At 48.9% G+C, this 12,594-nt stretch carries 11 protein-coding genes; 2 read left to right on the top strand and 9 right to left on the bottom strand.

Annotated features, from left to right (window positions below; genetic code table 11):
- The 6 genes from coaE to nusB are packed head-to-tail and all read right to left on the bottom strand — an operon-like array spanning position 1 to position 3,945.
- A complete protein-coding gene (gene coaE / locus ADIS_RS02900) occupies positions 1–603 on the bottom strand; it encodes a dephospho-CoA kinase (protein WP_035804463.1) in 603 nt (200 codons plus the stop codon).
- On the bottom strand, positions 596–1,561 hold the full coding sequence (locus tag ADIS_RS02895; RefSeq protein WP_010852802.1) for a YbbR-like domain-containing protein: 966 nt from the start codon (positions 1,559–1,561) through the stop codon (positions 596–598). Before ADIS_RS02895 ends, coaE begins: the two co-directional genes overlap by 8 nt.
- Before the next feature lie 9 nt (positions 1,562–1,570).
- Positions 1,571–1,888: a preprotein translocase subunit YajC gene (gene yajC, locus ADIS_RS02890; RefSeq protein WP_010852801.1), complete on the bottom strand. Its 318-nt coding sequence runs from the start codon at positions 1,886–1,888 to the stop codon at positions 1,571–1,573.
- A 2-nt stretch (positions 1,889–1,890) separates the two neighbouring features.
- Positions 1,891–2,436 carry a DUF1573 domain-containing protein gene (locus ADIS_RS02885; RefSeq protein ID WP_010852800.1) on the bottom strand — a complete coding sequence of 182 codons (546 nt, stop codon included), beginning with the start codon at positions 2,434–2,436 and terminating at the stop codon, positions 1,891–1,893.
- 8 nt (positions 2,437–2,444) lie between these two features.
- Positions 2,445–2,750 carry a YtxH domain-containing protein gene (locus ADIS_RS02880; RefSeq protein WP_010852799.1) on the bottom strand — a complete coding sequence of 102 codons (306 nt, stop codon included), beginning with the start codon at positions 2,748–2,750 and terminating at the stop codon, positions 2,445–2,447.
- Between the two features lie 7 nt (positions 2,751–2,757).
- The gene (nusB, locus tag ADIS_RS02875; protein WP_010852798.1) at positions 2,758–3,945 is read right to left on the bottom strand and encodes a transcription antitermination factor NusB; all 1,188 of its coding nucleotides are present in this window, start codon (positions 3,943–3,945) and stop codon (positions 2,758–2,760) included.
- A gap of 386 nt (positions 3,946–4,331) precedes the next feature.
- On the opposite strand from nusB, the gene ADIS_RS02865 reads away from it, so the two are divergent.
- On the top strand, positions 4,332–6,125 hold the full coding sequence (locus ADIS_RS02865; RefSeq protein WP_035804459.1) for an ABC transporter ATP-binding protein: 1,794 nt from the start codon (positions 4,332–4,334) through the stop codon (positions 6,123–6,125).
- A 264-nt stretch (positions 6,126–6,389) separates the two neighbouring features.
- Positions 6,390–6,536 (top strand): hypothetical protein, encoded by a 147-nt coding sequence (locus ADIS_RS22885; RefSeq protein WP_010852794.1) that lies wholly within the window; start codon positions 6,390–6,392, stop codon positions 6,534–6,536.
- A 70-nt stretch (positions 6,537–6,606) separates the two neighbouring features.
- Here the strand turns inward: ADIS_RS22885 and ADIS_RS02860 are convergent, their stop codons facing one another.
- The 3 genes from ADIS_RS02860 to ADIS_RS02850 are packed head-to-tail and all read right to left on the bottom strand — an operon-like array spanning position 6,607 to position 12,557.
- Positions 6,607–7,902, bottom strand: a complete 1,296-nt coding sequence (locus ADIS_RS02860; RefSeq protein WP_010852793.1) for a PepSY-associated TM helix domain-containing protein — start codon at positions 7,900–7,902, stop codon at positions 6,607–6,609.
- A gap of 43 nt (positions 7,903–7,945) precedes the next feature.
- On the bottom strand, positions 7,946–9,466 hold the full coding sequence (locus ADIS_RS02855) for a SusD/RagB family nutrient-binding outer membrane lipoprotein (RefSeq protein ID WP_010852792.1): 1,521 nt from the start codon (positions 9,464–9,466) through the stop codon (positions 7,946–7,948).
- Between the two features lie 13 nt (positions 9,467–9,479).
- The gene (locus ADIS_RS02850) at positions 9,480–12,557 is read right to left on the bottom strand and encodes a SusC/RagA family TonB-linked outer membrane protein (protein WP_010852791.1); all 3,078 of its coding nucleotides are present in this window, start codon (positions 12,555–12,557) and stop codon (positions 9,480–9,482) included.
- Positions 12,558–12,594 lie beyond the last annotated feature (37 nt).

Raw genomic sequence — 12,594 nt, 5'->3', positions numbered from 1 at the left:
TCATGGCTGCATCAGGAGCTGATGAATTTTCAGTACCTGGGGGATGACCATTATCCGCTCATCGTTTTCGATAATAAAGTCGGCATTTTCCTTTTTTTGCTGCTCAGGCCACTGCCTCTCCATGATTTTTTCTATGTCAGATTTGCTTCGGTGCGGATCCCTAATTAATACTCGGAATACCCGCAAGCTTTCAGGGGCGGTTACCGTGATGATTTTATCCAGGCTACGGTATGATCCGGATTCGAAAAGAAGGGCAGCTTCTTTCAGTACGTACGGATAAGGCTGGCTTTCTGTCCATTTTTTGAAGTCTTCTTCGACACAAGGATGCACCAGCTTGTTGATTACCTCTGTATTGGAGGGGTCGCTGAAAACGCGTGATGCCAAAAATGGTCGGTTTAGACTTCCGTCTGACAGGAAGGACTCCGCTCCGAAGGCAGCCAAGATCTGTTGCTTCAGCGGGGGATGGTTTGTCATAAGCCACTTTGCCCGGTCGTCGGCTCGGTATACAGGCACACCCAATAGCGCGAAAAGTTTGGTTACAAGGGTTTTGCCCGCACCTATGCCCCCGGTAATCCCGACCATTCGGGGTTTATTGTCAATCATAGACTAGTTTGAATTCAGGAGGATCAAAGCTGATAATTTCGAGGTAGGCAGGGTTGCTGCTTAGCGTTACCGACACGGTGCTGTCTTCCCGGTTTCGGTTATTGTAGTTGAGCACTGCTTTCAGATCCAATTTTTCAAAGTCCTCCTGTTTTGTTGCTTCTACCAAGTAGTTTAGCTTCACCTTTCCGTTTTCAGGCTTGGTTTTTACGTTGGCGGGAAAGAAGGTTTTCTGTACTTCCAGCACCCGGTCTCCTTCGGTGAATTCGATTACGTCGAATGCCACCAAGACCGACTCTTCATCTAGGGATAAGTAATCTCGGAGGCTTCGTGGCACGGTAAGGGGAAGTAGCTTAGAGAAGTTTTGGTTTATGTTTTGCTCACCCAGATCAACCTTCCAAACCCCCTCCAAATCCTGGATTTTGGAAATAGGCCCTCTGACCGTTACCTGTTGGGGGTCAATGGAAAATCGGGAACCAAACCGGATGTTTTTTGAAAGGATGTTTTCAGAGGTATCGGGTACGATGGTTACTTTTCTTGATATGATTTTGTCAATTCTAAAGGCAATGGTATCCTGGATGATGCTCACAAGCTGGGTGGGAGCCAGGTTTTCGGCCAACTCCCGTTGAAAGGTTCTGGCCAGGACATAGCCGTTCTTGGAGGGGTCTTCTATTTGGATGGTGAATGGCGTGGATTTGAATTTGAAGTATTTTCGGAGCAGATCCCATCCATTTCCATTGATCTCAATGGATACCTGTTCCGGTAGTGGTGCCACTGCCATGTACTCCGTTTGGTCATAGGACAAAGCGATGGGTTGACGAACTATCGTGGTATAGTCGTCTTTGTTAAGGGCATTCAAAAGCCAAAAAGTGGTAGCTGTGACCACGCACAATACCACCACTTTTAGGTTTGAAGATGCCTCCGGTTTCAGTTTTTCCAAAAACTTGCCAAACTTGCCCACCGTGACCCCTTATTTTTCTTCTTTGATCTTTTTCGTGTAATCCAGCGAAAGTGCGGATTTTTCAATCTTCAGTTTCAAGCCTTTGTCCAATTCAAGCAAAATGGTGTCACCTTCCACGGAGTAGACTTTACCGTGAATGCCACCGACGGTTACGACCTGATCACCTTTTTTGACTTCGTTGATGAACAGGGTGGTTTCCTTTTGCTTTTTCTGCTGGGGTCTGATCATAAAGAAATACATGATCAGTATGATACTGCCGAACAGGAAAACCTGCCCCATGATGCCGCCACCGGCACCGCCGGCCTGCAATAAAATTACGTTTAACATTTCTATCGTTTAACAGGTCCTAGGGATGGTTTTTCGGCAGAGGCAGTCCGCTGGTTTACGGTGCCCTTGAGTCGAAGACGGGTTACATTTGGCGTTGTATTTGCCTGAATCGTCACAGTTGGGCTTTGTACCCCTGTTTTGCCGGCTGAGTTGAACACCACCTTTACAAAGCCTTCGTCCCCGGGTTTGATGGGGGTCTTGGTCCAATCAGGGCTGGTACAGCCACAGGAAGCCTGTATGTTTGAAATCACCAAGGGTGCCTGGCCGCTGTTTTTGAAAGAGAAGACATGCTCTATAACTTCGCCCTCCGGGATGGTACCGAAATCGTACTCCATGGTTTGGAAATCAAACGCACCTACGGTACTGGGATCCGCAGGCTGTACGTTCTGGGCACTTGTGGGGGTAGCTATGGAAGTTTGCTCCAGCTGGGAGATTTTTTCTTCCAGTGCTTTGATTCGTTCGGATTCTTCCGTGCTTTTGCTGTTGCAACTGAAAGCTGCCAGCGAGACAGCCATTAGTGCAAAAGCTAGATAGACGTTTCTGTACATGATATGAATTAGTTGTTGTTTTCCTGATTAATTTGGTCAATCAATTTATTGACATCGTTCAACAGGTTTTCGGCTTTTGTTTTCGCTTCCGAAATTACCTTGTGCCCTTCTGACTTTGCCTCACTTGACGCCAGGGTTTTTCCCTCCACCAGTTCTTTGACGAGTTTCTCCAATTCGTCTTTGTACTTTGTCAACTGATAACTCAATTTGTCACGCGTATTGTTCCCGGCGTCGGGTGCGAATAATATTCCCAAAGTGGCACCGATTCCCGCTCCCAGCAGGAATGCGAAAAATGAATTTCCCTTATTGCTCATAGTTTTCTTATTTATTGTCGATAAGCCCTCTACCGCTTTTACGTATTTTGCCAGATTCGGTTAGTTCTTTTGCCAACACGTCCAAAAGCCCGTTTACAAACTGTTTGCTTTTTGGCGTGCTGTACGTCTTGGAGATGTCGATGTACTCATTGATCGAGACCTTGACGGGGATGCTCGGGAAGTTGACCATTTCGGTAAGGGCCATGGTAATGATGATCTTGTCCGTGAGAGCTATCCGTTCAATATCCCAGTTCTGGGCCTTTTGGGCAATTAGTTCACTGTAGTCCTTTTCAGAATCCACGGTCAAGTTAAATATATTCTGAAAGAATTCCTTGTCCTCGTCCCAATTAATCGCTAGTTCCGGTAATATGGCCGACGAGTCTTCCTGATCCATGTCCACATTTTTCAGCACTTTTAATGCCAAACTTCTGACCACTGACTTGTTTTCTGTCCAATTCAGATCCAGCTCTTGAAATACGCTCAATATGGCATCGTTTTTAAAGATGACCTTTTTGAGCAATGCCTCGCTAATGGCCCGATCCTCCTCGATCGTAGGTGCCATCAAACGGGTATAAGCTACATAATCCTCTTGGGGCTTTACATAATCCCTAAACCACTGTTTGATCTCCTCCTTCCAATCATCGAGCTTGACATGGTGACGTATAAACTCGCTTCGGATCGGCGAATCGTTTTCCAGATAGGCAAGAAGTTGGTTTTTCGCGAGGTTATCTTCACCCGGTGCCACCGTTGTCTCCCGGTCTACGGAAAGTTTCCGGCGTTTCTCAACGTCTTTTTCTACGTGCCTTCTGAATGCCAGAAGGATTCCGATCGCGTAGAGGTATAGGCCAGGGATCCGTTCCGCCGCTGTCACCATGTTGGTCCTTAAGAAGGACAAGTCGGTTTCACATCGCTTATGGTACTGGCCCAGTGCCGTTAGTGCGACATTTTTGATTTTGAGGTCGAGATTTTCTTCGCCAACAAGTGATCGAGAATCTTGGCTTCTGGTGAAAAGGGCTACGCAAAGCTCTGCGTCCTTCTTTAACTGCACCTTATCCTGTACTTCCATGCTGTTGAGGTCAGGCTGAAAGGATTCTTTAATCAGATCTACCGAAAGGTTGAAATTGGATGCTTTGCACTGATGGTAGGCGTACAAAGATTGAAAAGCCTTTACTCTTAGTATTCTTCGATTTAGCATTACAGGACGTTAATGATCGCAAATTTAAGTTATTTTCGGATAGAAATCGTCCGAAGCTGGATAATTCCGTATACAAGGGGCTTTCCGCCGGTTGGCAATAACCCAACTTACTCCATCGATAAAGGAAACGCCAAAAAGCAGAGCTACATCGTCCACCTTGGGCGCGACTCCGTATTTTTGCGTGTGCCCATTGCAACGAGGCAAATAGGGGTGGGCACCTTGGGTTTTAATTTGGGATGTGTGAACTTTGGTTTTTGGATTGTGTTATATTTAAGCCCTCGAACAGCCCAAAAACGGTTGTGAAATTATGTGTTTTTTGACTGTAATGTGAGTTTGTCGAATGGAACCAAATGAATAATTATGCTTAAAAACTAGATTTTTGTTTTGTGAAACCTCTTTGGCGATTAAATAAGTATTTGCTCAAGTACAAGTGGTACCTATTGTTGGGTTTCGTTTTTACGATCATTTCCAATGTATTTGTAATTATTCCTGCGCAGTTGGTACGCATTGCCATAGATTATGTGGTTGAGAGCTTTTCGTATTACCAATTGTTTGATCAAAGTCAGCTTGCAGGGGAGGCCCGGGCGGTTTTTTTGAAGTTTATCGTGGTTTTTGGTAGCCTGATTCTTGGGATGGCACTGCTGAGGGGATTTTTCCTTTTTCTTATTCGGCAGACCATCATCGCGATGTCCAGGTTGGTGGAGTATGACCTGAAGAATGAAATTTACGAAAAATACCAATCCCTTCCACTTGCCTTTTACCGCCGTAACAGCACCGGCGACTTGATGGCCCGCATTACCGAGGATGTCAGTCGTGTCCGAATGTACGTGGGCCCCGCATTGATGTATGGAATTAACCTAGTGGTACTTTTTCCCATGGTTATTGCCTATATGCTGACGGTAAACGTACCTCTGACCATTTACTCCCTGTTGCCGCTTCCCGTGCTCTCCATCAGTATCTATGTGGTGAACAACATGATCAACGAGCGTTCGGAGAAGATTCAGCGGAGTCTCTCCAATCTAAGCACCTTTGTTCAGGAGGCCTTTTCAGGAATACGGGTGATCAAGGCCTTTGTCAGGGAAGAGGACAGTGCCCATGAGTTTCAAAAAGCAAGTGAAGAATATAAGGAAAAGTCGATTCGGTTGACCAAGGTAGAGTCCTTGTTCTACCCGCTGATCCTGGGCTTGATTGGTCTCAGTACGATCATAACCGTATTTGTTGGAGGACAACAGGTGATGTCCGGGGCGATCGGCTACGGGGTTATCGCAGAGTTTATTCTGTATGTGAACATGCTTACTTGGCCCGTTACTTCCTTGGGCTGGGTGACCAGCATCGTGCAGCGTGCCGCCGCCTCCCAAACGCGTATCAATGAGTTTCTGGATGAAACAAACCCCATCGTGAGTAAGGAATGCTTGGCTACTCAGATTGAGGGGGGTATCGCGTTCAGAGATGTTTCTTTTGTATATCCCGACTCAGGCATAAAAGCACTGGATCGGGTCAGTTTCAATATAGGAGAAGGGAAATCATTGGCCATCATCGGTACCACCGGCTCGGGAAAATCCACCATTGCCAATTTGCTTATGCGCATGTACGACGTCACGGATGGGGAAATCCTTGTTGATGGTAGACCTATAGAGAGCTACGATATAGCCTCGTTAAGGCAGCAGATAGGCTATGTGCCACAGGATGTTTTTTTGTTTAGTGACACCATTACCAATAATATCGGGTTTGGCCTGGAACAAGCCGATGTGACCAGTCGGCTGGTGGAAAAGGCGGCCAAAGATGCAGATGTGTACCAAAATATAGTCGATTTTCCGCTGGGATTCAACACCCGGTTGGGAGAACGGGGAATTACCCTCTCCGGAGGGCAAAAGCAACGGGTGAGCATTGCCCGGGCCATCGCGAAGGAACCTGCCGTATTGCTGCTCGACGATTGCCTGTCGGCGGTAGATACCAAGACAGAAAATGCCATCCTCAATTCGCTGGGCAAGATCATGCAGGGAAGAACCTCCATCATTATTTCGCATCGCGTTTCTTCGGCCAAGTTGGCGGACGCCATCGTGGTGTTGGACGAGGGCAGGGTGCTGGAATATGGCACGCACGAGGAGTTGATAGCCCAGAAGGGATCCTATGCGGAGCTATACGAAAAGCAGACCCTGGCTGCCCAACTGGAAGAATAAATAGAGCGGGGCATGGCGAATGCCATTAAAAAATGATTACAGCTGAGTTATCGGGCTTCAACCCATCCACCCCAATTTTCCAAGGTTTCTATGTTTATTTTTGTCAAGCGTATTCTAAAGAGCTGAATGTCAGTGAGTGGTTTTTTCCTGTTTTCACCGCACTAGCGGTTTTTTTTTGATGAATCAATATCAAGCCGCGGCAATCCCCTTGCCGGAAGGGCGGGATTCCCTGTCTGCCGACCTTTGAAAAACAATTATAGACACATGAAAGATAACTACCTAGGCGTAGAAGGGACACCCGAAAGACACGCCAATGAGTATGAATTGAAAATGGAGGTGTTGGGCGAGATGATTAAGTCCACTAATAAAGAAAGAGAAATAATTTTTAGAAATCAGGAAGTAGAGAACTGAAAGCAAAGGGGGGCTGCCAGTTAGCGACAGCCCCTTGGGAAAAGTAGTTCAAAAAATGTCAGCGTGTTGGCTATTGGACTCTGGCCACACGATGCCAGGTGGGTTGGTTATCTGGAGCGGTCTCGGTATTGCCTTTTTTGGGGCTCTGTGGTTTTGTCCCCGGTTTTTTCTTTTTCATTTTATTGATCCAAATCAGTGTCCCGGTAATGGGCAGGCTGGTGGCAATGAGGCAGGAGATAAAATAGATGATCTTGCTGAATCCTCCATAGACGTCACCCATATGCAGTGCTTTGATTGATGAGGATACGCGTTCGTTGAACGGCTTTTCTGAAAATAGATCCAGTGTTTTCAGACCGGCATCGCTGGTTTGTAATGTAATCCGGTCTGCTGCGGCCGGCGCAAAGAATCCCACTTTCGACTTGGTCAGGCTGATTTCTGCTGCTCCGGGTCGGGGGAGATTGATGCGGTAATCTCCCGGGTAAGGGAGGTGTTTGTCGGCTTCGGCGAGGTAGGCATTTAGCGATAGCAGGGGTGCCTGTGGGCTGTCATTGGCGCTTTTCTCGCTACGTCCGCCCGGCCGTCCACCGGCAGGGGCTTCCTGGTAGGTTCCGAGGGATTTTTGCAGACCCTCCCTGTACCAGGGAAACGACCAAAAGGGGCCGGTTACACCCATAATAAATAGAATGATTGCGCTGTAGAAGGCGAGGGTATTGTGCAGGTCGTGATTGGTCCGCTTCCAGCTACCGCCCAATTTAACTTTCAGTCCCTGTTTCCAGTTTTTCACCTTTCGGGGGACCCAAATGACGATTCCTGTCAATACACCGAGCGTGAACAGGATAGTCGCCGCACCGGTGATATAGCTTCCCAGTGTCCGGTTGGGGAGCTCGCCAATCAGCGGTTTTTCTATCCGGTCAAGCATCAGCCAACGATGTAGACTAAACATCGTACGCAACCACTCATTAGCTCGGTTGGGATCCTTTGATGTGCCCAGGATCTCCGCCGTGTAGGGGTTGACAAAGTAGGTGGTTCCACCTCGGCTATTGTCGTTCTGTTCCCGTATGGAAAGTTGCAGGGTTCGTTTGGGATCGTGGGGAACCTGAACGGCCGTGAGCTCTCCTGGAAGTTGCTTGATAACCTTTTCCAAGACTTCGTCCAAAGGTAGCTTGGCCGTAGCGGCGGAAGCCTTGACGTGATACAAATGAGGAGCGCCCATTTCCCGTATTTCGTTGTGGTACACATAGACAGTGCCTGTGAAGCAAACGACTAGCAGTACCAAACCGCTTATCAGTCCCAGCCACAGATGGACGTCGTTGAAAAATTTCCGGGTTTTTGGCCAAATGCCAGGGTTGATCTGTTTCGAATTCATCTGTTTGTAATTTTTATCAGTGGTCTTAAACTTTTCTGCTAGGCTAAGGCATCCACCATACCTTGTCCCGAAGGGTAAAGTCGCTGCCTTGTGCGAGTACCTGCTCGTAATTGGTGCCACGTTCTGTCTCAGGGTACATAAGTCGCAGCGGGCGTCCCTCCACACCGGAGGCAATCGTTGCCGGGAATTCGGGCAAGCCCAGCCGTCGGTGGTCGTTCCAAGCTTCTATGCTGCTTATGCTGTTCAGTGCTAGCCATTTTTGAAGGATCAGGTACTCCAGTTTGTTTTCCGCACTGTCTAAGCGTGCGGCTTCTTGGAGCAGGTAGGCTGATTTTCCTGGTGCATCTACCTTCATGTAATCCAAGGATGACGCTATGGCTTCCTGTAGTAAACTAGTGAGATCGCCGCTTAGCCAACCCCGTAACACCGCTTCCGCCTGAAGGAACAAGCTTTCGGTGTCGGAAAGGAGCACGCTGCTTTGGTTGAAGCTATGAAATATTCCTGTGGGGCTTCCGCCGTTTTCTGCGGGGCCTCGGAATGCGGAGGTGTTTATTCTTGCATAGGCAGGATTCCCCGCATCCGGATTTCCAAACAAGACGCCGCGGTAGGTGCCATTTACATCAGTGTAAAGCCGTTGCAGCCGTGGGTCATTCAAGGATTCGTACTGACTGATTAGATAGACCGTAGGTCGAATATGCTGGTGATTGCTGGTAAAAGCGCCTTGGGCATCCCGGTAATTGCTGGCCCAAAAAGGATTCAGCTTGCCCGGAGTATTCAGGTAGCCTGGATTCACGTTGGCGGATTCACCCGGTTGTAGAAACCCGCTGCCCTCTTGCTGAATGGCTTGTATTTCGGAGTTGATGTAATTGGGGTCTCCTTTTTCGCTTTGGCGGATCAGTGCCCTGAGCTTGATCGTGTTGCCAAACTTTGCCCAGAGGCTTTTTTGTCCTCCAAACAGCACGTCACCATGGGTTTGGGAAGGGATAACGCCCGAGCTTTTTACATCCTGTATGCCCTCAGAGATCAACTGGACCGCCTTTCTATATACCTGCTCCCCCGGTTCGTAGGTAGGATTGAGGTAGGTATTCCCTCTTCCGGCTTCGTCAAAAGGTATATTGTTGTAAAAGTCCACTAGTCTCAGGAACAGCCACCCCTGCATGATTTTGGAGGAGCCTACGTAGAAAAGGTCTCCTTCTGCTTCGGCCTCCTCTTGGATGAGTTTGAAGTAAAGGATGTTGTTGTACCCGTTTTCCCAAATGGGAATCCCGCCCCGTTGGTCCCGAATGTCCAGTCCGTTGTAGGTTTTTAGGTCAAAGAATAGGTTGGCGCCCTCGTTGTTAGTGCCCCAATACCCTCCCCAAAATCCACCAATTTGGTTGATTGATCCCACCTCCTGATTTACGGTTGCTACCAGTGCCGCCGGGAGTTTGGCGCTAAGGGGTAGGTTTTCAGAAATGGGTGCGTTGGGATTTTCGTTTACGTCCAAAAATGAATCGCAGCCGATGTTAAGGACGATCAGGAAAAGGAATACGTATATTTTCGCGTTTATTCGGATAGTTTGCATCGGTAGAACTGAATTAGAATGTAACATTTGCCGTGAAACCGTAATTTCTCATAGGTGGTATCTGCCGAAAGCTGTAGTAGCCGTCAGTGGCATTGTACAGGTATTCGGGATCTCCAATGTTGTTGCTGGCATGGGTGATGATAAATAGGTTGGTGGCTACAAGCCCCACCGAAGCAGATCGGATAAAAGATCCCCCTAAAAACCACCCGGTAGGTAGCTGATAGCTGATGTTCAATTCCCTAAGTTTGAAGAAATCGGCTTTTGCGGCTGTATTGCTTTGCACGGCTCCTTGAGCGGTCCAGAATTCCTTTCCGCCTCCCGAGGTCATCAGGCTCTCATTAGGAATATAGGTGCCCTGATCAGTTTCGATGACGGAATTTGGCCAGACAAAGGGTTCTCTTCCGTAGGCAGCAGTGGTGGGGTGCGTACCGGCGGTGTACATGGGCGGAATCGTTTCCGAGTAGAAGTAGGCTCCCATACGCCAGTCAAATTGCAATCCCAAGGAAAATCCCCTGTACTCGAATAAGGAGTTGATACCTAACATATGGGGTGGGACCATGGGGCCCAGCAGCACGTTTTCCTCCGCTACCTTGGGGTCTCCGGTCTGCGCATCTACAATCACCCGGCCTTGCTCATCCCGGGCGTAGTCACTGACCCAGAGGGATGGGAATTGCTCTCCCACGAAGGCATAGGACTGCCGGAAGTTCTGCCGAAATTCCGCCCCACCGTAGAGTTCCCTCACTACATTGTTGGTATAGGTGTAGTTGAAGCCGAGGTTCCATTTGGTGTCCAGCGTGCGCAGGATGTCCCCGTTTATGCTGAGCTCAATGATGTTGTTGGTCATACGGCCGGAGTTTACTAGCATAGCATTATAGCCGGTAGCTCGGGATACGTTGGCGTTTGAGATTTGTCCGTCTGAATCGGCGTACACGTAGGCGGCTTCCAGGTACACCCGGTGATTGAAAAGCCCCACCTGCATGCCCGCCTCGTAAGAAGTGACAAACTCGGGTCGAATGGCCGGATTGGGGTTTGTCAGACTGGGGAGAAACCCGATGGTGCTGCCAAAGGGAAATCCGTTTGCCTGGGAGTAGGGGTTGTTGAGTTGATAGGGGTTTAGGGTTACGTTTCCGGTTTTGTTCCAAGAGGCATACAGCTTGGCATAGGATACTTGCCGGTTTTGCCGTAGAAAGGGGAGCGCTTCAGAGGCGATGAAGGAGCTGCTGATACCTGGGTAGAAGTAGGAGCGGTTTTCCCTGCTTAGCGTGGAATTCCAGTCATTTCTACCAGTAATCGTCACAAACAGGTGGTCGCGGTAACCCGTCATCCATTCACCATAGACCGCAAGCGAACGTTGTTCCATGATGGTGGAACCTCCGGATAGCTCTCCCGCCCGACTGCCGGGATTGATGATGTCTCGGTACAGCAGGTTGTTGGAGGAGATATTGTGTGCCTTGCTGTGATCCATGCGTATGTTTTGTCCTAGCAGCAGGCGGCTTTTCACGGCTCCCAGTTCCTTTTTCATGCTTAGGATAAAGTCCCCGTTAAACCGCTGAAAGTTCACACTCTGATCGTTTACAGACCCGGGCGTGTTTCGTGTACCTGGTGCTTCGAATTTATTGGTGTAGTTCCGGTTGCTTTCCGTGTTTCCATAATATCCTGCCCGGTACATGACGTCGATCCAGTCCGCTAGGCGGTAGTTTAGCTCGACCTTTCCGTTTAGGATCTGTTGGTTGCTTTGGTTACGCAGGTTGTCTATCAGGAAGTAGGGACTTCGGAGCCAGCTACCGTTGGGGATAAAATAGTTCAGGGGATTGCCGGGATTGTTTGGCTGTTCCCAGTTGCGGACCAAGTCATAATTGTAGTTGGCAGGCATGCGGTAGCTGGCTATCCAAGGACCGTCCGGTGTAACATCGCTCTTGTTTTGGATAAAGTTGATGTTATAGGATGTGCTCAGCTTGGAGAATTGCCGGCTTCCGTTAAAGCGCAAGTTGATCCGGTTGTTCTCATCCTTTGGAATGATCCCTTTTTGGTTTACGAGCTGTGCGGATAGGAAATACGTACTTACCTCGTCCCCTCCGGAAAAAGAAATGTCATTCTGCACATTTACGCCAGTCTGAAACAGGTCTAGCCGGTTGTCCCGAGCTGGGGCGGCATAATTTATCATTGGTTGGCTCCCGTCGGGTAGGGGAAGGCCAAACGGCTGTTGCGTACCGTCAAATCTTGGACCCCAGGACTCGTACTCCGTCGGACTGTAGACGCCGTTTTGGCCTTGGCCGTAGATCTTCTGCGCTTCGGGCAGGAAGTACACATTTGAAAACGTGGTGGTATTGGAGATGCTCACCTCCCCTTGCCCTGCCTTGCCTCTTTTTGTGGTAATCATAATGGCACCATTGACACCTTCTGAGCCGTAAAGTGCCGCTGCATTGGCCCCTTTCAGGACGGTGATGCTCTCAATGTCGTTCGGGTTTAGGCGATTGATGTTTGGGATGGGTACTCCATCCACCACGTAGATGGGCTCGTTGTTTGATCGTCCATCTATGCCTGTACCCCGCTGGAGGGAACGTGTGCCACGCAGCACGATCATGGCTGCTGGATCTACCTTGCTGTCGTATTGGTTGATCCGCAATCCGGCCACTTTGGATGCCAATCCAAATAGCGGGTTTATCGTACGGCCCTGATTGAGGTTTTCGGAGTCTATGACTTGTGCAGAAGACCCCAGCTCTTTGGAGGATCGGGAAAATCCCAAGGCTCCTGTCACCTGCACCTCTGCGAGCTGGTTAACATCCTCTTCCAATCGAAGCTGCAGGAGTTGTTCGTCAGAAGGGGCGATGAAGTAGGTTTCTTTATACCCCAAGAACCGGACAATCAGTGTATCTCCCTCATTTGCGTACATGCGAAAGTATCCTTCGGCGTCTGTAACAGAAGTGGTAGGGTTGGATTTCAATTGGATGGTTGCTCCGGGAAGGGCCTCGCGTGTATAGGCGTCTTTGACCTGACCGTTGACGTGTACCCGTTGGGCCGCCGCGGGACTTGCCATAGCAAACAGCACTATGGCGCATAGCCCACAAAAAAGCGTGTATGTGTGTGTCATGAGATTGTGTGGATTAAAATAATCTTACCGAAATTAT

It is taken from the genome of Lunatimonas lonarensis, from assembly GCF_000390185.1.
Classification (GTDB): domain Bacteria; phylum Bacteroidota; class Bacteroidia; order Cytophagales; family Cyclobacteriaceae; genus Lunatimonas; species Lunatimonas lonarensis.
This window is presented reverse-complemented; position numbering and strand designations above follow the sequence as displayed.

Excerpts from the sequence above, each read along its gene's own strand:
- coaE (WP_035804463.1), bottom strand. The coding sequence starts at position 603 with ATGATTGACAATAAACCCCGAATGGTCGGGATTACCGGGGGCATAGGT.
- yajC (WP_010852801.1), bottom strand. The coding sequence starts at position 1,888 with ATGTTAAACGTAATTTTATTGCAGGCCGGCGGTGCCGGTGGCGGCATC.
- ADIS_RS02885 (WP_010852800.1), bottom strand. The coding sequence starts at position 2,436 with ATGTACAGAAACGTCTATCTAGCTTTTGCACTAATGGCTGTCTCGCTG.
- ADIS_RS02880 (WP_010852799.1), bottom strand. The coding sequence starts at position 2,750 with ATGAGCAATAAGGGAAATTCATTTTTCGCATTCCTGCTGGGAGCGGGA.
- nusB (WP_010852798.1), bottom strand. The coding sequence starts at position 3,945 with ATGCTAAATCGAAGAATACTAAGAGTAAAGGCTTTTCAATCTTTGTAC.
- ADIS_RS22885 (WP_010852794.1), top strand. The coding sequence starts at position 6,390 with ATGAAAGATAACTACCTAGGCGTAGAAGGGACACCCGAAAGACACGCC.
- ADIS_RS02860 (WP_010852793.1), bottom strand. The coding sequence starts at position 7,902 with ATGAATTCGAAACAGATCAACCCTGGCATTTGGCCAAAAACCCGGAAA.
- ADIS_RS02855 (WP_010852792.1), bottom strand. The coding sequence starts at position 9,466 with ATGCAAACTATCCGAATAAACGCGAAAATATACGTATTCCTTTTCCTG.
- ADIS_RS02850 (WP_010852791.1), bottom strand. The coding sequence starts at position 12,557 with ATGACACACACATACACGCTTTTTTGTGGGCTATGCGCCATAGTGCTG.